The 16200-nt window shown below is 67.7% G+C and carries 17 protein-coding genes and 2 pseudogenes; 7 read left to right on the top strand and 12 right to left on the bottom strand.

What is annotated here, in order from left to right; all coding sequences use genetic code 11:
• The first annotated feature begins 35 nt into the window (after positions 1-35).
• Positions 36-344, top strand: coding sequence for a hypothetical protein (locus ACIQFZ_RS38445; RefSeq protein WP_402693426.1), 309 nt, complete (start codon positions 36-38; stop codon positions 342-344).
• A 319-nt stretch (positions 345-663) separates the two neighbouring features.
• Here ACIQFZ_RS38445 and ACIQFZ_RS38450 read toward each other — a convergent pair whose 3' ends face one another.
• On the bottom strand, positions 664-1260 hold the full coding sequence (locus ACIQFZ_RS38450) for a hypothetical protein (RefSeq protein WP_402693427.1): 597 nt from the start codon (positions 1258-1260) through the stop codon (positions 664-666).
• 545 nt (positions 1261-1805) lie between these two features.
• On the opposite strand from ACIQFZ_RS38450, the pseudogene ACIQFZ_RS38455 reads away from it, so the two are divergent.
• Positions 1806-2123 (top strand): annotated as a pseudogene (locus ACIQFZ_RS38455) (RNA polymerase sigma factor); the annotation flags it as partial.
• Positions 2124-2439: 316 nt separating this feature from the next.
• Here the strand turns inward: ACIQFZ_RS38455 and ACIQFZ_RS38460 are convergent.
• Both ACIQFZ_RS38460 and ACIQFZ_RS38465 read right to left on the bottom strand, forming a co-directional pair.
• Positions 2440-2955 (bottom strand): hypothetical protein, encoded by a 516-nt coding sequence (locus ACIQFZ_RS38460; protein WP_402693428.1) that lies wholly within the window; start codon positions 2953-2955, stop codon positions 2440-2442.
• A 444-nt stretch (positions 2956-3399) separates the two neighbouring features.
• Positions 3400-4725, bottom strand: coding sequence for an MFS transporter (locus tag ACIQFZ_RS38465; protein WP_402693429.1), 1326 nt, complete (start codon positions 4723-4725; stop codon positions 3400-3402).
• Between the two features lie 96 nt (positions 4726-4821).
• Here ACIQFZ_RS38465 and ACIQFZ_RS38470 point away from each other — a divergent pair, with 96 nt between their 5' ends.
• From ACIQFZ_RS38470 to ACIQFZ_RS38485, 4 genes are all read left to right on the top strand, one after another.
• On the top strand, positions 4822-5274 hold the full coding sequence (locus ACIQFZ_RS38470; RefSeq protein ID WP_402693430.1) for a winged helix-turn-helix transcriptional regulator: 453 nt from the start codon (positions 4822-4824) through the stop codon (positions 5272-5274).
• Between the two features lie 672 nt (positions 5275-5946).
• The gene (locus ACIQFZ_RS38475) at positions 5947-6201 is read left to right on the top strand and encodes a hypothetical protein (RefSeq protein ID WP_402693431.1); all 255 of its coding nucleotides are present in this window, start codon (positions 5947-5949) and stop codon (positions 6199-6201) included.
• 126 nt (positions 6202-6327) lie between these two features.
• Positions 6328-6801 (top strand): GNAT family N-acetyltransferase, encoded by a 474-nt coding sequence (locus tag ACIQFZ_RS38480; protein ID WP_402693432.1) that lies wholly within the window; start codon positions 6328-6330, stop codon positions 6799-6801.
• A gap of 125 nt (positions 6802-6926) precedes the next feature.
• Entirely contained in the window at positions 6927-7340 is a 414-nt protein-coding gene (locus tag ACIQFZ_RS38485; protein ID WP_402693433.1) for a Ku protein, read from the top strand.
• Positions 7341-7380: 40 nt separating this feature from the next.
• On the opposite strand, the gene ACIQFZ_RS38490 is transcribed toward ACIQFZ_RS38485, so the two are convergent.
• The 8 genes and pseudogenes from ACIQFZ_RS38490 to ACIQFZ_RS38525 form a co-directional block, all read right to left on the bottom strand.
• Positions 7381-8586 (bottom strand): hypothetical protein, encoded by a 1206-nt coding sequence (locus ACIQFZ_RS38490; RefSeq protein ID WP_402693434.1) that lies wholly within the window; start codon positions 8584-8586, stop codon positions 7381-7383.
• Positions 8586-8726, bottom strand: coding sequence for a hypothetical protein (locus ACIQFZ_RS38495; RefSeq protein WP_402693435.1), 141 nt, complete (start codon positions 8724-8726; stop codon positions 8586-8588). Before ACIQFZ_RS38495 ends, ACIQFZ_RS38490 begins: the two co-directional genes overlap by 1 nt.
• A 206-nt stretch (positions 8727-8932) precedes the next feature.
• Entirely contained in the window at positions 8933-9136 is a 204-nt protein-coding gene (locus ACIQFZ_RS38500) for a cold-shock protein (RefSeq protein ID WP_100572255.1), read from the bottom strand.
• A gap of 535 nt (positions 9137-9671) precedes the next feature.
• Complete coding sequence (locus tag ACIQFZ_RS38505) at positions 9672-10412, bottom strand: hypothetical protein (protein WP_402693436.1); 741 nt, start codon at positions 10410-10412, stop codon at positions 9672-9674.
• Between the two features lie 67 nt (positions 10413-10479).
• Positions 10480-11058 carry a hypothetical protein gene (locus ACIQFZ_RS38510; RefSeq protein ID WP_402693437.1) on the bottom strand — a complete coding sequence of 193 codons (579 nt, stop codon included), beginning with the start codon at positions 11056-11058 and terminating at the stop codon, positions 10480-10482.
• Between the two features lie 465 nt (positions 11059-11523).
• Complete coding sequence (locus tag ACIQFZ_RS38515) at positions 11524-12075, bottom strand: hypothetical protein (protein ID WP_402693438.1); 552 nt, start codon at positions 12073-12075, stop codon at positions 11524-11526.
• 445 nt (positions 12076-12520) lie between these two features.
• Positions 12521-12766, bottom strand: coding sequence for a hypothetical protein (locus ACIQFZ_RS38520; protein WP_402693439.1), 246 nt, complete (start codon positions 12764-12766; stop codon positions 12521-12523).
• A gap of 22 nt (positions 12767-12788) precedes the next feature.
• A pseudogene (locus ACIQFZ_RS38525) lies at positions 12789-13196 on the bottom strand (transposase); the annotation flags it as partial.
• Positions 13197-13443: 247 nt separating this feature from the next.
• Between ACIQFZ_RS38525 and ACIQFZ_RS38530 the strand changes: the two are divergent.
• Complete coding sequence (locus ACIQFZ_RS38530) at positions 13444-14322, top strand: menaquinone biosynthetic enzyme MqnA/MqnD family protein (protein ID WP_402693440.1); 879 nt, start codon at positions 13444-13446, stop codon at positions 14320-14322.
• 310 nt (positions 14323-14632) lie between these two features.
• Here ACIQFZ_RS38530 and ltrA read toward each other — a convergent pair whose 3' ends face one another.
• The gene (gene ltrA / locus ACIQFZ_RS38535) at positions 14633-15940 is read right to left on the bottom strand and encodes a group II intron reverse transcriptase/maturase (protein ID WP_402693441.1); all 1308 of its coding nucleotides are present in this window, start codon (positions 15938-15940) and stop codon (positions 14633-14635) included.
• Positions 15941-16200: the final 260 nt, after the last annotated feature.

Here is a 16200-nt window from a genome sequence, read left to right on the forward strand (position 1 = left end):
GGGCTGGTGAAGCATGCCAGGTGCTGTCGCAACCCATGCACATCCCGCGCCGCCCGCAGCCGGCGAACGCCTGCCGAGCCACTGCTCAGGTGGTGTTCGCCCGTATTCCCGAGGCCAACCAGGAATACCGCACTCACGGAACAAGCACTCTGTGCCAGTACGGTGAGGCCCGGGTCTTCCCCGCGGCCGTCACCTACCAGGACGTCACGCAAGCTCTCGACCAGGCCGGCTGCTCCTGGCAGCCCGATGCGTCCCTCACCTTCGGCGACCTGTGCGCACTCACGGCCTGCCCAGCGGAGCGACCTTCGTCTTCGAGATCGTCCAAGGCACACAACCGGTCCTGAACGTCGTGGGACTACCGAGCGACTTCCATGAGAAAACAACCCGCAACGCACCCTGGCCTCGTCGGCATCGACACCCGGAACCCCGCTGCCAGTACTCGCTGGCCTCAGTCGTCAGGTGCGGGCCGTGGACAGCGACGCCTGCGACGAGACCATGAGCGGCACCCGCGACGACGGGTGGGAATCCGCAAAACCGCCCCGCCAGACGATCTACACCGCAGACTGCCGCCCACGACCAGCACGAGCACCCCGAAACAACGTCACACCAGCCCCTGACCAGCTACTTCAAGATGGCGCAGCTTCAGTGACACTTCGTGGGCCGTCAGGGCATGGCCAGCCATCCGATCAAGCTGACCGCGCCGAAGACGGCGGCACCGATCCCGAGCGCTATGCACAACCTGCCTACCATCCGGGCGGCCCTCGGTGGCCACAACACGGCGCCGATCCGGCTGCCCGTCCGTGGCATCGCGGTGGAGAAAGCACTGCAGAAGGAGGCCAGGCCAGCCATGAGTCCCACCGCGGAGAAGCAGATCATGGCCAGTTGCCCGGCTATCGGGGCCACACCGACCTCGCGGCAGTCGCCGTCCCCATCCCGCTGGACCGGCAGGACCGTTCCTTCCTTGTAGGAACCGTCGATGGACGAGAAATCATCCACGACACGGTGGTCGTCGGACTGGAACTTACCGAAGCACGTGGTGCGTTGCTGTCTGCCGGTGCCCGAGGCGGCGCAGTTGAATATCTTCAGCAGTCCCGGGGTGCCAGAAGTGCGCGTGGAGTACTTCAGTCCATCGGCGGAATGCACTGTTCTGCCCACCCCCATAGCGCTGAACAACACCCCCATGAACAGCATCACCAGCACCAGACAGACGCGGCCAAGTAGCGTCCGCGGCTCCGTCTTCGGTGTGTCGTCAGCCCTCACTCGCGGCGCTCCTTCGGGTCTGTGCCGTCTCTCGCCGCAGCATTATCAGTGGTGATCGAAGACAGCCGGCGCCGTGACAGTCCCGCCTACCTGCTCCGTCCTCGGCGGGGAGTGGGGCCATCAGGGCCCGGTCGAGGGGCTCTCTCATTTCGTTCGGCGGGCGGATCCGTGCCGGGTGCGGGTTTGGGCCGCGTGGTGCTGCGGGAGCGGGCTGCCGCAGCCGATGGTCGTGGTGGGCTGTGGCGTTGGGCGCACCTTCCAACTCGTCGGCCTGGACACCGTGATCGGCTGCTACTCCACCCTCAGCGGCGCCCTGAACGCCTGACGGGAGCTGTCGGCTCGTACAGCCTCGGTGCCGTAGCCGCACAGACCCGGCCAATCGTCACGCAGTGCGACATCGAGCCAGGGCTGTTCACCTTCGCGGGAGCGGTTGCTGTGACAGATCTGTGCGACCAGCCGCTAATGATCACGGCGGGTAAAGCGTGGTCGGCAGCGCAGCAGGTCCACCATCCGTCGCTCACCGGACGCTATTTGAAGGACAGGTCTTGGGCCAGGGAGAGCAAGCCGGTCACGCCGCGTCCGACACGAGGTTAGGTGCTGCCGTCGCGCAGGCACAGGACGGCGACGAAACAGCCTTCATGGTCGTGTACCGGATCGTGCAGCCAGGATTGCTCGGCTACCTGCACGGCCTGGTCGGCCAGGGTGCCGAAGAGGTGGCATCGGATGCCTGGCACGAGATAGCCCGGGATCTGGACCAATTCCAGGGTAGCGGGGCCGGCTTCCGTGGCTGGAGCGCAGCCATCGCCCGCCGCCGGGCTCTGGACCACTTGCGTCGCAGCCGCAGACGCTCCTCCGCCACCGCCACCGCCACCGCCCTCGAACTGGCGCTAATGGTCGCCGGCGGCGGCCGGCCGGTTCGCGACTTCGGCCGTGTTCCTCGGATTCGGGAACGGGTGTGCCGAAGTTCTATATGTGTCACTGAACAGGTCACCCGACCTGCTGATCTCTGATCAACGAGGCACGGTGGTTGTCACTAGATCGGCGCGCTACTTGTCACCAGTAGCGTCCGTTGCCACCGGTGGTGACCCGGCCTGATCGAGATCACACGCGCCTTGGACATTCGCAGGGCCATGGTTAGGGGCTGATGACACTCCAGGAATAGGCACCCGTTTGGGCTGCTCACACCTGGGAGGTGTCCGGTTCCAGGGAAACCGCGACCAGCCGGTCGCTGAGGGAGCCGGCGGCGCTGTCACCTGTCGTCTCGGCGCGGTACACACGGATCGCCGGGTCGGCGAGGGTGAGAGTCAGCACCGGGCAGTCCGCGGAGTCGTTAGTGTCCTCAGGCGAGCACTTGATGATGTCGAGCAGGTTGTGGCCAGGACACACGGCCCCGGCAGGCACATCCACGTCCAGGAGCAACTCTTTGCCTGGATCCACGCGGAAGCTGCCGGACGCCGGGGTTTTAACAGACTTGCCCATGTAACCGCTGTCCACGACAGTCGCGGTGAGCCCGCGGGCGGAGGCGCGGCTGCCCTCACCGTGCGGGCCGTAGAGATCGACCGTGACCCGACCTTTGGCCAGCGGTGCGTCGAGCAACAGGGGGCGGTCGCCTGTTCGGATGGCCGCGTGGACGGTGAAGCGGGGTTTGCCCGGCGACTTCGGCCCCGGATCGTAGGCGTCCCAGCTGGTGAGCACCAGCTGCGGGTCCTTGCTCCGCTCGCCTTTCCCCCGTGGTACCGGCCGCGGCCAATCATCCACCCCACACTTCGAGAGTTGAGCCGTGCCGCCGGCGGGGAGCGGACTATCCTGCAACCGCTCGGCAGGGACCTGCCATTCCGCGGATACGCGCGGCTCGGACGTTGTAGCGGAATACGTCAGTAGCAACAGACCCACGACGGGCACAGCGAGGATCAACCAGGAACGTAGGGAAACGCGGAACACTCAGCCACGTCCTTGCGCTTGGCCGACGGTCCCGGCACCGCCTCCAGGTCGTCCGCGGTCGTCGGCCAGCGGCAACGAACAACGGTCCTCAGAAGCCGGACGACTGGTATCCAGGCCTCGCTCGCCGGCCCGGGGGATCAGTTCTATGACGCTCATGATTCTTTCTGCGCGCCGGACGGCAAGAGCGTCACTGCTCCGTTACGTCGAGCCCGTCCTGGGAACAGAAGCAGCGCAGCTCCCGAGCAGCTCACATGGTGGGGTGTCTTCACTGCGAGAAGTGACCTCGGCGGCGGGGCCCGGGGCCCTGTGTCGAGTGAACGCCCACAGCACGAGCCCGAGGCAGCTGAACGTGGCACCCAGTGCGCACACGGCGCCCCAGCCGGCCACCGTGTAGAGGGAGGTCGCGGCGATGGCGCCGGTGGCGCTGCCGATCGAGTAGAAGACCATGTATCCGCCGATCAGCCGGCTGCCCGCGTCCGGGTGCAGCGCATAGATCAGGGTCTGATTGGTGACATGGACCGCCTGCACGGCGAGGTCGAGAAGGATAACCCCGGCTACCAGGGCCCAGAGCGAGCTGCGGGTGAAGGCCAAGGGCAGCCACGAGGCGGCGAGCAGTGCCAGGGCGATGCCGGTGGTCCGCCGGGAGAGTCCGCGGTCGTTCAGGCGGCCCGCCACGGTCGCGGCCAGGGCGCCGGCGACACCGATCAGCCCCAGTGCCCCGATCGCGCTGTGGGGCAGGAAGTACGGGGCCTCGCTGAGCGGCAGCGCGACGCTGCTCCACAGGGTGCTGAAGGCGGCGAAGATCAGGAGACCGAACAGGGCCCGGAGCCGCAGCAGTCGTTCGCGTGCGAACAGGGTGATCGTGGAGCGCAGGAGCTGTCCATAGCGCAGGGTTGTCGGCGGGGCGTCACTGTGGCGCGGGAGCACTCGGTACAGGACCAGGGCGAGCAGAGCGGTGAGCGACGCCGAGGCGAGGTAGACGGAGCGCCAGCCCGCGAGATCGGCCATGAGGCCGGATGCGGTGCGGGCGAGCAGGATTCCGATGACCACGCCGCTGGTGACCAGACCGACGACCCGTCCGCGCCCGGCGGGAGGGGCCAGTGATGCCGCGAAGGCCACCAGCGTCTGCGTGACGACTGCGAGAAGCCCCATCGCGGCCATACCCGCGAGCAGGATCGCCGCCGTGTGGGCGGCGGCTACCACCGCCAGCACCACCACCAGGAGCAGCAACTGGGCCACGATGAGCCGTCTGCGGTCCGCCACGTCGCCCAGCGGCACGAGGAAGAAGAGTCCCAGCCCGTATCCGACCTGCGTGAGGGTGACCACGCTGCCGACAAGTCCCGGGCTGATGGCGAGGTCGTGGCCCATGGTCACCAGGAGCGGCTGGGAGAAGTAGACGTTGGCCACCGCGGCCCCGCAGACGACGGCGAACAGTATGACGACGCCACGGGACAGGACAAACGCGGAACCTTCCCCGGTTCGGGCCTCAGCCCGTCGTGTCACAGCCTCACCGTTGCCGGGCATCAGCACTCCTCCGCACATCTGGTTTCATCTTGCCACCAATGGTGAAGGTAACTTTTTTGGTAGCATGTTGCAACCGATGTGAGAGTGAGGGACACCATGGTGACCAGGACGCGCTTCGACGACAGCGAATGTCCCGTCGCCCGGTCAGTGGACGCGATCGGCGACTGGTGGTCCCTGCTGATCGTGCGGGACGCCTTCGACGGAAGCCGGCGCTTCGGGGAGTTCCAGCGCAGCCTCGGCGTGGCGAAGAACATCCTCACCGCGCGTCTGCGCACCCTGGTCGCCGGCGGTGTCCTCGAATCCGTCCCCGCCTCGGACGGCAGCGCCTACCGCGAGTACGTACTGACTCCGAAAGGCAAGGCGCTCTTCCCCGTCATCGTGGCACTGCGGCAGTGGGGCGAACAGAACTTCTTCGCCCCCGGCGAACCACGCTCACAGTTGGTCGACCGCCGACAGGGACATCGCCTCCGCGCGCTGGAAGTACTGTCTGCGGACGGGCGACGGCTGAACCCCGACGACACCACCGTCCACAAGATCTCCACCCAGTGATCTGAGCCGGAGACCCGGCGCCGACACGCCACTCGAGCGGCAACTCCCGTGTGGCACCCGCCCGCTGGCCAGCACTGGCCTACCTGGGGAATCAAACCGAGCAACTCTGAGGACAACCCGAGCGCCGCATGGGGAGATTCAGATATCGCCATCAAGCCGGAGTCGAGTGGACGCTGCTGTGGCGGCGTGCACGCCGGAGCTGTTCTGCCTGCTACGACCGACCCTCGGTCAGCTGGCCGGCGGTTTCTCGATCCCCCAGTGATGATGGTGGCACGGCGCGGAGGCCCCGGCCGACGCGCAACCGGCTGAGCGACGCCCCGATCCCCGGCCCGGCCGCCCATCCCGCCCCTCTTTTCCCCTCAACTCCAGCCAGGGACTGGGCGAAAGCGGCCGCAACGGGGATGTGAGAGGTCCGACCACGCCCGTACGGTGGGGGTGACCTGCACGGATGCGGCGGCGTCGGCGAGGATCGCGCAAGAGAAGTCGCAAGAGATGCCGCAGGAGTAGACGCAAGGGTTGGCGCAGGAGATGTTGCCGCGAGGCGGTCCGGAGCCCGGTTCGAACAACAGTACCTTTGGGTCGTGGCAGCCTCGTACGACTTCCCCGGACCTGATTGACGCTCAGGATGAACTCCGTCAGGTCCGCGCTGAACGGCAGACGGTTTATCAGCGGGTGCCGTGGTCGGCCGAACCGCTGGACGCGTGGGAGACGCACGAGAGCGCCTGGCGGAAGTCGTCCCGCCCCGCCTCCCCTCTCTGGGATCCCCAGGACGCGGTGGAGATCGCCCGGCTGCGGGCGCGGGAAGTCGAACTCGCCGCGACGATCGTCACGTACACGTACTGGAGCAGCCTCACCCCGGCCGATGTCCTCACGGCCCGTGACGCGCTCAAGCACCACCATGAGCACATGGCCGACGCCTCCAGCTAGGAGCGTGGGTCAGTAACGGGCAGGTGTCCGGGTGGACGCGGTCGGCATGATCGATTGCGGTCGCGCGACGGTGCCTGGCTGAATCTGAGATGCTCTGGTCAGTCCTGCCGACGACCAGGAGGCGCCGTGGCGATCAGGGTCCGTCTATTCCGCCCAGGCGATGCTCCACGGATCGCCGAGATCATTCAGCGATGCCTGCGCGACGTGAACAGCCGCGACTATCCCCAGCACATCATCGACACGATGTGCGCGCACTTCACGGCCGAGCGGTTCATCGAGCTGTCGGCAAGCCGCCTCATCTACGTGGCCGAGGGCGACGGGGTGGTCGGCACCGTTTCCCGGGAAGGCAACAAGGTCTACACGATGTTCGTCGATCCCGACTTCGCCGCGCAGGGGATTGGCCGTCAACTCATGCAGCAGGTGGAAGTCTCGGCCGTGCGCGACGGGTACGACCACATGGAGACCGGTGCGAGTATCACCGCTCACGGCTTCTACCTCAGACTCGGGTACACCGATGTCCGCACGAGCGAAACCGAGTTCGGTCTCAACTACATCCTCCGCAAGGCACTGCCACCAGCCCAAGCAGCCCGCTCGCTGTAGCCGACGGCCTGGGCCAACTGCCAAGGAACGTGTCCGTAGGCCCGCAGGGGGCGCCTGCCCGTGCTCGTGCCGGACCGTGGCGGAGCTTCTAGGCTGGTAGTACTCGGGGTCTCGGAGGTGTACCCATGGCCGCGAGCATCTTCAACGGCGCCATCTCGTTCGGGCTGGTCAGCGCCCCGATCACGGTCCTGAGCACGACCGAAGACCACAGCGTCCGCTTCCGCAGGATCCACACCCCCGACAACGCTCTGGTGCGCAACCGCTACTGGTGCGACGCGGAGGACCCTGAGGTCACCTTCGGAGAAATAGGGCCCGGTTATGAACTGCCGAACGGCCGGGTCAGCCCGGTCACGGACAAAGAGCTGCGGGCCCTGCCGCTGCCCACGACGCGCGCCATCGAACTGATCGCGTTCATCCCGCCCTCCGCCGTCGACCCGCTCCGCATCGGCCCCGGCTACTACCTCCAGCCGCAGGGCGCCACGGGGTGTGGGAGCGGCTGCACGAAGCCGTCCTGCACCAACTGGACGGTGCCGACCTGATCGACGTCACCCGCGTCGTCCTCGACCCCCAAGGACTTGATCACAGGGACCTTCCCGACTTCTCGCGCAAAGCTGCCGCGCGGCTGTCGACGAGGCCGCACACCGCGACGCCCGTCACCAGGAAGGCGCCCATGGCCGACAGCAGGGCTATCTCCTCGTACGACGGCGGGGTGAGCCGGAGGGCCAGGGCGGCGGCGACGGCTCCGGCCAGGACCGCGCAGCCGATGCCAGCCGCAAGGCGGAGGGCGGCGCGGGGATGCCGTTCGGCGCCGGCCAGGGTGTCCCGGCCCGCGTGCACGCAGGCGACCGCGGCCGTCAGGGCGCCCGCCGCCAGCGCCAGGGCGGGCGTGCCGAACAGCAGGCCGTAGCGGATCGCCAGGGCAGGTGCGAAGAACAGCAGCAACCAGTGGCGCAGGGCGTGCACCACGAAGGACAGCGTGGGCGCGGATCCGGCCGCCGCCGGCCGGGAGGCGACCGCACGCAGCCCGAGAAGCGCACCCCCTGCCGCCAGGGCGAGCGGCAGCCGGTCGTCCAAGCGGCCCAGGTTGTACAGCAGCGCGGTGTCGTAGACGACCAGCACGAGCGCGCCCAGCGCGCCCAGCGAGCCGGTGAACACCAGCAGGCCCGGCACCGAGGACGGCACCCGGAACGTACTTTCGTCGCGCGCCGCGACACGGGCGATCAGCAGCGGGGTGACGACCGCCGAGACAGCACGGATCACCACATCGTCGATAGTGTACGGATTGCGCAGATCCCACTCGACCAGGCAGAAAACGGCCGTGTAAGACACCGATGCCAAGGGCAGCAGGGCCGAGCGTGCGAGCCGCCGGTACAGGCCAGCGTCCAGCCAGCGCACCACCGTCGCGAACGCCATGAGAACGAAGGGAAGTTCCAGGAACGCCTGCACCCGCAGCACGCTCGGTGCGAGCAGCCCGGGCGCCGGGAAGAGCTCGGCCAAGCGGCACAGAACAGGATTCGCCGACGCCAGGTCGAACCACCCGGCGGGCAGGTAGCGCGCGACGAACGACGGGTCGCCGGCATGCACGCGCAGCACATAGACGGTGAACAGCACCTGGTTGACATAGACCAGGCCGGTCACCAGCGCCAGCCACGCGGCTGGCGAGAAGACGCGGTGGCCCGCCGCCCCGACCGGGTCGGAGCGGCGGGCCAGGACACGCGGGGTGATCGCGAGAGCCGAGATAACCGACGCGACCACCACCACGTCCACGAGTACCCGCACGTCCATCACGTGTGCAGGTACACCTTGCACTCCGTGCCCGTCCGATGGGTCACGACACCCACCTGGTCCCGGTCCCGCAGGTAGCGCGGGTCCTCGTCGTCGTCGGTCCAGCCGTGGTCCCTCGCGGCCCGGGGTGTTCTCGGCAATCACCCGGTCGTGTGTCCGGCCCCCCGGCGGACCCTCGGGGCCGGCGGCCGTGCCGACGAGGGCACGCCATCCCGCCGTTCTTCCTGAGGCTCCCTCAACAGCGGGGCATCGGAAACCTCCCACCATCGGGGGGCGGGTAGGGCCGAAGAGGCCCCAGCCAGTGGGGGAGCTTGCATCCCGGCTGGGGCCTCTTGTGTGTCCGTCTTTACAGGGCGCGGATGTTCTCCGCCTGCGGGCCCTTCTGGCCCTGCGTAACGTCGAACTCGACCTTCTGGCCCTCCTGGAGCTCGCGGAAGCCCTGGGCGGCGATGTTCGAGTAGTGGGCGAAGACGTCCGGGCCGCCGCCGTCCTGTTCGATGAAGCCGAAGCCCTTTTCCGCGTTGAACCACTTCACAGTGCCCTTGGCCATGCCTGTCTCCTTTGAGGGGACTCGTATCGGGTCCCGCACCGTGCGGGATCCGGAGGTGATCGCCCTGGTCCGGAGAGGCGTTGAACAGCAAAAACGCCCGCGATTGCGATCACGGGCGAACGGGACTTCGGAACCACGACTGCTGATCACGACGGTACACCGGCTGGTGGAGCTCGGCCACAAAGAACCACGAAGGCAACAACATCCGTGGGACGACGACCGGCCGCCACTGTGCCAACGGCCATTCCGTTCTCCCCGTAGTGTGAGGGCCTGGCAGCGTCCGGGATCTGCCCGAGCTGAGCGAGCGTCTGCGTCTCCCGCCGCCTCCTCGGGAGGAAGGCCACACCAAGCATCAGAGCCTGACGGCCAGTCTGCAAGCCTGCCCCGATGACCGCCTGGGGCAAGTTGATGAGGCGAACCTCGACAGCGGGCTACTCCCTGTGTCGGAAGGCAACCCACTGCAGGACGTGCTGTGGCTCGGGGCGCCCCTACGTGGAGGTTCCTGGGCGTACGCGGCGAGAGCTGCCCCGCCCTTTCAGCGGCGGCGTAGTTCCTCGGACCAGGTGCGGAGCTGGTCTTCGAGGGCGAGGTTGTCGCCGCGGGCTACAGTCTGGAGCAGCATGGCGCACACGGTGGCTTCGGCGGCGAGGCCGGCCGGGCTGCCCAGGACGGGGAAGACGTCGCGGACGCGGGTGGTGGTGTCCGGCTGGAGCAGCGTGTAGGCGAAGAGGGTGGCCGCGTCGAAGCCTTCCGGAGCGCGGCCCCAGCCCTCCCAGTCGAGAATCCGCAGGGGTGCGGTGAGGTTCGCCCAGTGCAGGTCGGAGTGGGCAGTGGTCCAGCAAGTGACGGCGGGCGCCGGGATGCCTACGAACTGAGGGATCGCCCGGTCCATGTACTGCTGCCGTACGGCGACACGGTCGGTGGCCGTTGCCGACACCTTTTCCAGCGCCTCCGACAGGTCGGTCCACCAGGAGCCGGGCAGCTGGACGTCGTGCTGGAGGATCGGTTCGTCGGACAGGACCGGCTGGTCGACGTGCACAGACAGCTCCGCCCCGTAGGCGGTCCCGTCATCGAACACGTCGTGCACGCCCACGAGCGCGGGCCGGTGCCCGTCGAGGTCGCCGAAGGTGTGCTGGGCGTCCAGGGCGCCCTCCCACAACTTCCCCGACGCCTTGGCCGCCGGAGCGGACACCAGCCGCAGCCACGCCGGGGCGCCGGCGGCGGTGCGGGCCGGGGTGGTGATGGTCGGCCACGACCGCCGACCGCCTAGGTCCACGGTGGGCGGGGGCCGTCGTCCCGCACCGGGACGACGGCTCCTCAGACCCCGTGCGGGGCACGCCCGGTCACACCACGTTCGCCCTCTCCCAGCCAGCCTTGCCCAGCACCGTGCCGAAGTACCGGTTCGGAAGCTCGTTGGTCGCGGACACCAGCCTGGAGTCCTTGCGCAGGATGCTGCTGTACCCCTTGAACACGGCCATGCTCATGTGGAGGCAGTTGTTCGTGTGCAGGTCGTACCCACGGGACTTGACGGTCCGGTACCAGTCCTGCGCCGTCTTCTGGTTACCGTCCCGGGTGTTCACGCACCGGTACTGGGTGTAGTAGCGCGGACTGTCGTGGTCTCGGTCATACACCTTCTTGAAGTGCCCGCGAGCCTGCCCCCACGTGCCGCCCTTGATCCAGCCGCGCAACGGCGCGTCGTTGGTGGAGCCGAACGACCCGTAAATCCAGTGGTCGCGCTCGCCGCGCACCTTGATGGCGAACGCGGCGTGCCCGACGCCGTACGCGCCCTTGGGCGCGACGAACATGCATGCTCGCCCCAGCGGCGCCGCCTCGGCGGGCGCAGGGGCTGCGACGGCGAGCAGTGCGGCCGTGCCGGCCAGTGACACGGCCAGACGGGCCAGGGGCCTTGCGAAGATCCTCAATGCACTTCCTTCCGTGGGGGGTTCTGCTCAGGTCATACACGGGAAGGTGCAGGCCGGTCGGGGTGTTCGCGGTCAAGTTCACCCGAGTTGGCGATGTCTGGTCCGCAGGACACCGGTCATGTGCCGCGGTCTGACACGGCCTGGTGGTCCCCGCCTGGCAGGCGCTGTCACCGGTAGCCCCCTGCCCGCGCAGGACATCGGCCGCCTGGCGCACGCGGACCCATTCCTCGGTGCCGGCGCCGTTCAGGCCCGCGCCGCCGGCGGCGGACGTCTCCGCGGGCGGGACGGCGGACTGCCGCGGCACGGTGGCGGGTTCCGCGAGCCCGGCAGCGCCGGTCTCCCCCGCCGGCACCGGTCGGTTCGGAACGGCGACGGGCTCGTCGTCCGGCGCCGCAGCCGCACCCCCGAACGGGCCGGGGCGGGCGTCGATCGCGTCGAGCGATTACGGGCGAACAGCCGCACCGATCAACGACCGAAACCCGCTGACGAATCGAGGCCATAGGTGACGTGTACTGGTTCCCCGGCAATACGAGCTAGCCTATCGATCATCTCTTCGTACATTGACCGCCGCGTGTATCGGGCCCTCTGTATGCGATCCATAACCTCAGACTCGGTCACCCGGCGAACGCCTGAAACGAAGTCGAGGACGTATCCAGAGGCGTCGCGCAACGCTGGTTTCTCTGAGCCCGCCCACCACTGATCCCGCATCAGTGCGTCACTCGCTTCGTTTGCCCGCTGCGTGTACGTGGCGACACGTTCGTGGACTTCGGCTGCGTCCAGGTTCAAGCCGCGCTGCGTGCGATGCACCACGTCACTGAGGTACTCCTCCCACTCGCGCAGGGCCGCCCGGTAGGCGATCAGTCTTTCGACCTGGCCTTCCGCCCGCTGTTCCTCCCGTTGCTGCGCCTGCTCCCGGGCTGCAGCCCGACTCGCCCGCACGGGCCCGAGGTAGCCACCAATGGCAGTCACCGCAGAGCCCGCCACAGCGCCCAGAGCTCCCCATACCGCACCGTCCATGGCCACCACCCTTTGGTATGCACGCCTCTGACGTTCACTCAATTATTCCCGGTGGCAATGGCACGGGCGTGACGGCACTGGACGACGCGCGACCGGCTGAGCGCGCGGCCCGATCCCCGGCCGCGGCCCGCGCCGCCCCTCCCGCCCCGCCCCCTCTTCCTCCACTCCAGCCAACGGACATCGGCGAGAGCGGCCGCAACGGGGATGTCAGCGGGCCGACCACGCCGAAAGCGCGTGGTGACCTGTATGGACACGAAGGGGCTCTCCGGGTCGCGCAACAGTAGGCGCATCACCTGTCGCGACCGTAGGCGCAACTCTTGTCGCAACCCGGCTCCTGACGGTGTGCGGCGCCCGGCGGTCCTCACGCGGCCCGCGCTGCTCCCCCGGCGCGGACCAGCGGCCGCAGCTCGGTGCGCGCCGCCGGCACCGAGCGGGCGGTGTTCCATTACAGGTGCCACCACAGCCGTACGGACAGGAGCAGCAGGCGGCGGTGCAGGGCCGTGGTGTCGCAGGGGCGGGGCGCGGCGAGCGCCTCATAGGTGTCGTCCAGGCATGCTGCGCCTGTATCAGATCCCTCAGGGAAGTCGGTGGCGTCCACCCGGACGCTCTCCTGCAGTGCTGCCATCAGGTCCAGCACCGGAGTAGGCTCCGCCGGCTCGACGAGCTCACCCCCGGTGATCTTTGCGTCCACAAGCTGCTCCAGGGCGTGGGCGCTTGGTCGCGAAGCCGACGGCCTGCGGCACCCCGGCCTCCTGTCGCCGGTCCGCGTCGCGCGTCCAGCACGCCGGCAGATACAGGCGGCGGTCGATCGGGGCGTGCCCGCCGCGTCCGGCGTAGGTGAGGTAGACCGCGACCTGGGCGTTCGAGATCCGTCCGGCGGTGCCGGTGTACTGCCGTTGCACACCGACGGTCTTGACGCCCTTCTTGAGGTCACCCGCCTCGTCGACTACCAGCACCGCGGCCGGGTCGTGCAGGTGGGAGACCACGAAGGCGCGGACGGCGTCGCGCACCTGCTCGGCGTCCCACTTCGCGGCCGACAGCAGGTGCTGCAGCGGGCGCGGGGAGCGGTGGCCCAGGTGCTCGGCAAGGGTCCAGCAGTTCTTCCTCGGCAGCTCGGCCACAGACTGCGGATCAGGGCGAAGGCGTGCAGCCGGGGCTCGCGCCACCGGAAGCAGCCGACGAGGGAGGCGGTGAGTTGGTGGAACAGCCCCGTCCAGGTCGCCGAGGGTAGGGCGTGGCTCGCGGCCACCGGACGATCGTTGTATATCGACACAACATGCGGTGATCACCGGTGGCCGCTCGCGTGCCGCAACCGGGGCTGACCAGACGTCACATCCTGTTCTCGGACTGAAGCACTAGCCTGCGGGAGTGGATATTTCTCGCGTACCTCGCGTCCCGCATGTACCGGCGAAGCGTCCCCGGGTCGGGCACATCCAGTTCCTCAACTGTCTGCCGATTTACTGGGGCCTGGCCCGCACCGGCAGCTTGCTCGACCTGGAGCTGACCAAGGACACCCCGGACCGGCTGAGCAACCTGCTGGTCGACGGGACCCTGGACATCGGCCCGATCGCCTGCATGGAGTACCTCAAGCACGCCAACGACTTGGTGCTGCTGCCGGACATCGCGGTGGGCAGCGACGGTCCGGTGACCTCCTGCCTGATCGTCAGCCAGGTCCCGCTGGGCGAGTTGGACGGGCGCCGGGTCGCCTTGGGTTCCACCTCGCGCTCGTCGGTACGCCTGGCTCGACTTCTGTTGGAGGAACGGGAAGGGGCCCGCCCGGAGTACTTCACCTGCCCGCCGGACCTGCCGGTGATGATGCAGGACGCGGACGCCGCGGTTGTGATCGGCGACGCCGCGCTGCGCGCCTACCTTCATCAGGCCGAGGAACTGGGCCTGCGGGTGTACGACCTGGGCGAGATGTGGAAGGCGTGGACTGGTCTGCCGTTCGTTTTCGCGGCCTGGGCCGCCCGCAAGGACTACTTGGAGCAGAACCCACACATCGTGCGCGAGGTACACCGGGCCTTCCTGGAGTCCCGGGACCTCTCGATGGCCGAGGTCGACAAGGTCTGCGAGCAGGCCGCCCGGTGGGAGGCGTTCGACGAGGAGACCTTGCGCCGCTACTACACCGAGGCTCTGGACTTCTCCTTCGGCGAACGCCAACTGGAGGGGGTTCGCGAGTTCGCTCGCCGGGTCGCTGCGGACTCCGGATTCGATCCTGAGCTGGAGATCTCGATCCTCCAGCCGTAACGGCTGCCTTGATGGACCAGCCGCCGGTTTGATTCATTCACTCGTCGGTCACGGCGTCCAGGATCGCGGAAGTCGAGGTAAAGAGCGAGCGGTCTGCCCGTCCACTCCGGTCGAGCGGGCGCCACTGTTCCTTCGCACCCGAGCCCACGCGACCAGCAAGAACGCGGGATCGGCGACGGAATTGTGAGGTCGGCCCGGGGCGCCCTGCCAGCATTGCTGCTGGTGGGGTTTCCCCGGACCGCCTCCCGCACCCGGCGTGCCTGTCTCCAGGCACCGGGCGCTCCACAAGTCCCGTTGACGTCCGAACAGTTCAGATGGTGCTCGCCCACGGAGTGGGAATCGCTGTCCCGCGGTAGCGGTAGCGGGTAGTCCGCATCCGCCCCGGATCGAACAGCGCCGTATCGCCATCTGACGGCCACCACTGGCCCTGACAATACCGACGGCGCACTTGCTTCCAATTCGCACGCGGGTGTTTTCGGTGCAGCCAACCCATGACCCTGCGCCAGGTGAACGCGCGCAGGAAGTGGAAGGTGACACTTGAAACCCCGGGCTGAAAGTAGACACACCAGCCCCGCAACACAGAGTTGAGATAGCGCAGCAGGACTTCGAGCGGCTGGTTCTTGTCCAATCGGCTGGCCGCCCTCACTTTCCCCAAGACGGACTTGACCGCCTTCTTGCTTGGGTAGGTGTAGACGTAGTACTTCGCCGTGCCTTGTTTCCGGTGGCGCTGGATGCGCCAACCAAGAAAGTCAAAGCCCTCATCGATGTGTACCAGCGTGGTTTTCTCCTCTGAAAGGCGCAAGCCCATCGCGGAGAGAGCCTCTGCTGCTTCGTCGCGTATCGCCTCGGCATCAGCCCTGTCGCCTCGAACCAGAGCGACCCAGTCGTCAGCGTAGCGGATAAGCCGAAATGATGGCTTTCCCCGCCGCTGCTGCCGAGTCATCCTCCTCTGCTCTCGGTGACGTCGAGCGAAATGCTCATCGAGTACTGATAGTGCGACGTTGGCGAGCAAAGGTGACAGAATTCCGCCCTGTGGCGTCCCTGTGCGCGATTGCCTGAAGAGCCCCTCTTTGTTGAGGATTCCGGCCTTCAGGAACGCTTTGACCAGCATCAGGACGCGCTTGTCGGAGACCCGTTGCCGCACCCGACCCATAAGTGCCGAGTGTGAGATTTCGTCAAAGCACGCCGCGATATCGCCCTCCACGACCCACTCGTATCGGTGGGGCGGACTGGCGAAGGTGCGGATCTCGGCGATCGCGTCATGAGCTCGCCGATTGCGCCGGAAACCATACGAGCACGGCTCAAAGTCCGCCTCGAAAATAGGCTCCAGCACCAATTTCAGCGCAGCCTGAACAACGCGATCACGCACGGTGGGAATACCTAGACGGCGCAGTTTCTTTCCGCCCGCTTTCGGAATCATCCTCTCGCGGACTGGTAAGGGGCGAAACTGCTGCGCTTTCAAATCTTCGCGGAGCTCGGCCAGGAACTCGCCGACACCTTGCCGCTCGATATAGTAGGCGCTCTTCCCGTCAACCCCTGCCGACCTTGCACCCCTGTTGTCCCGCACTCGCTCCCATGCAGTCAGGAGAAATGCGGGATCGCAGACAAGATTGAACAAATCACGGAACTGCCTGTCTGAATCGTCGGTCGCCCAACGGTGCAGCTTGGTCTGGATCTCTCGTACCCTGTGCTCCGCGCCGAACGACGTGAGCGTCAGGGCTTGATCGCAGGGCTTCCACGGTCCAGTGGCCGCGGATCGCGGCGGCGAGCTCGGCGGGGCCGGCCTGGTGGGCGTCGAGGCTGGTGACGGCGTAGACCGTCTCGCGGGTTTCGCGTCGGCCGGTCTGCCTGCGGCGGCGGTGGACGCGGACGGCCAGA

Origin of the sequence: Streptomyces sp. NPDC093064, assembly GCF_044754605.1 — a bacterium.
Lineage (GTDB): Bacteria > Actinomycetota > Actinomycetes > Streptomycetales > Streptomycetaceae > Streptomyces.

What these genes read in the sequence shown, in the direction of transcription:
- ACIQFZ_RS38485 (WP_402693433.1), top strand. Translation starts at nt 6,927, where the DNA reads ATGGCCGCGAGCATCTTCAACGGCGCCATCTCGTTCGGGCTGGTCAGC.
- ACIQFZ_RS38500 (WP_100572255.1), bottom strand. Translation starts at nt 9,136, where the DNA reads ATGGCCAAGGGCACTGTGAAGTGGTTCAACGCGGAAAAGGGCTTCGGC.
- ACIQFZ_RS38490 (WP_402693434.1), bottom strand. Translation starts at nt 8,586, where the DNA reads ATGGACGTGCGGGTACTCGTGGACGTGGTGGTGGTCGCGTCGGTTATC.
- ACIQFZ_RS38515 (WP_402693438.1), bottom strand. Translation starts at nt 12,075, where the DNA reads ATGGACGGTGCGGTATGGGGAGCTCTGGGCGCTGTGGCGGGCTCTGCG.
- ACIQFZ_RS38465 (WP_402693429.1), bottom strand. Translation starts at nt 4,725, where the DNA reads ATGCCCGGCAACGGTGAGGCTGTGACACGACGGGCTGAGGCCCGAACC.
- ACIQFZ_RS38445 (WP_402693426.1), top strand. Translation starts at nt 36, where the DNA reads ATGCACATCCCGCGCCGCCCGCAGCCGGCGAACGCCTGCCGAGCCACT.
- ACIQFZ_RS38470 (WP_402693430.1), top strand. Translation starts at nt 4,822, where the DNA reads ATGGTGACCAGGACGCGCTTCGACGACAGCGAATGTCCCGTCGCCCGG.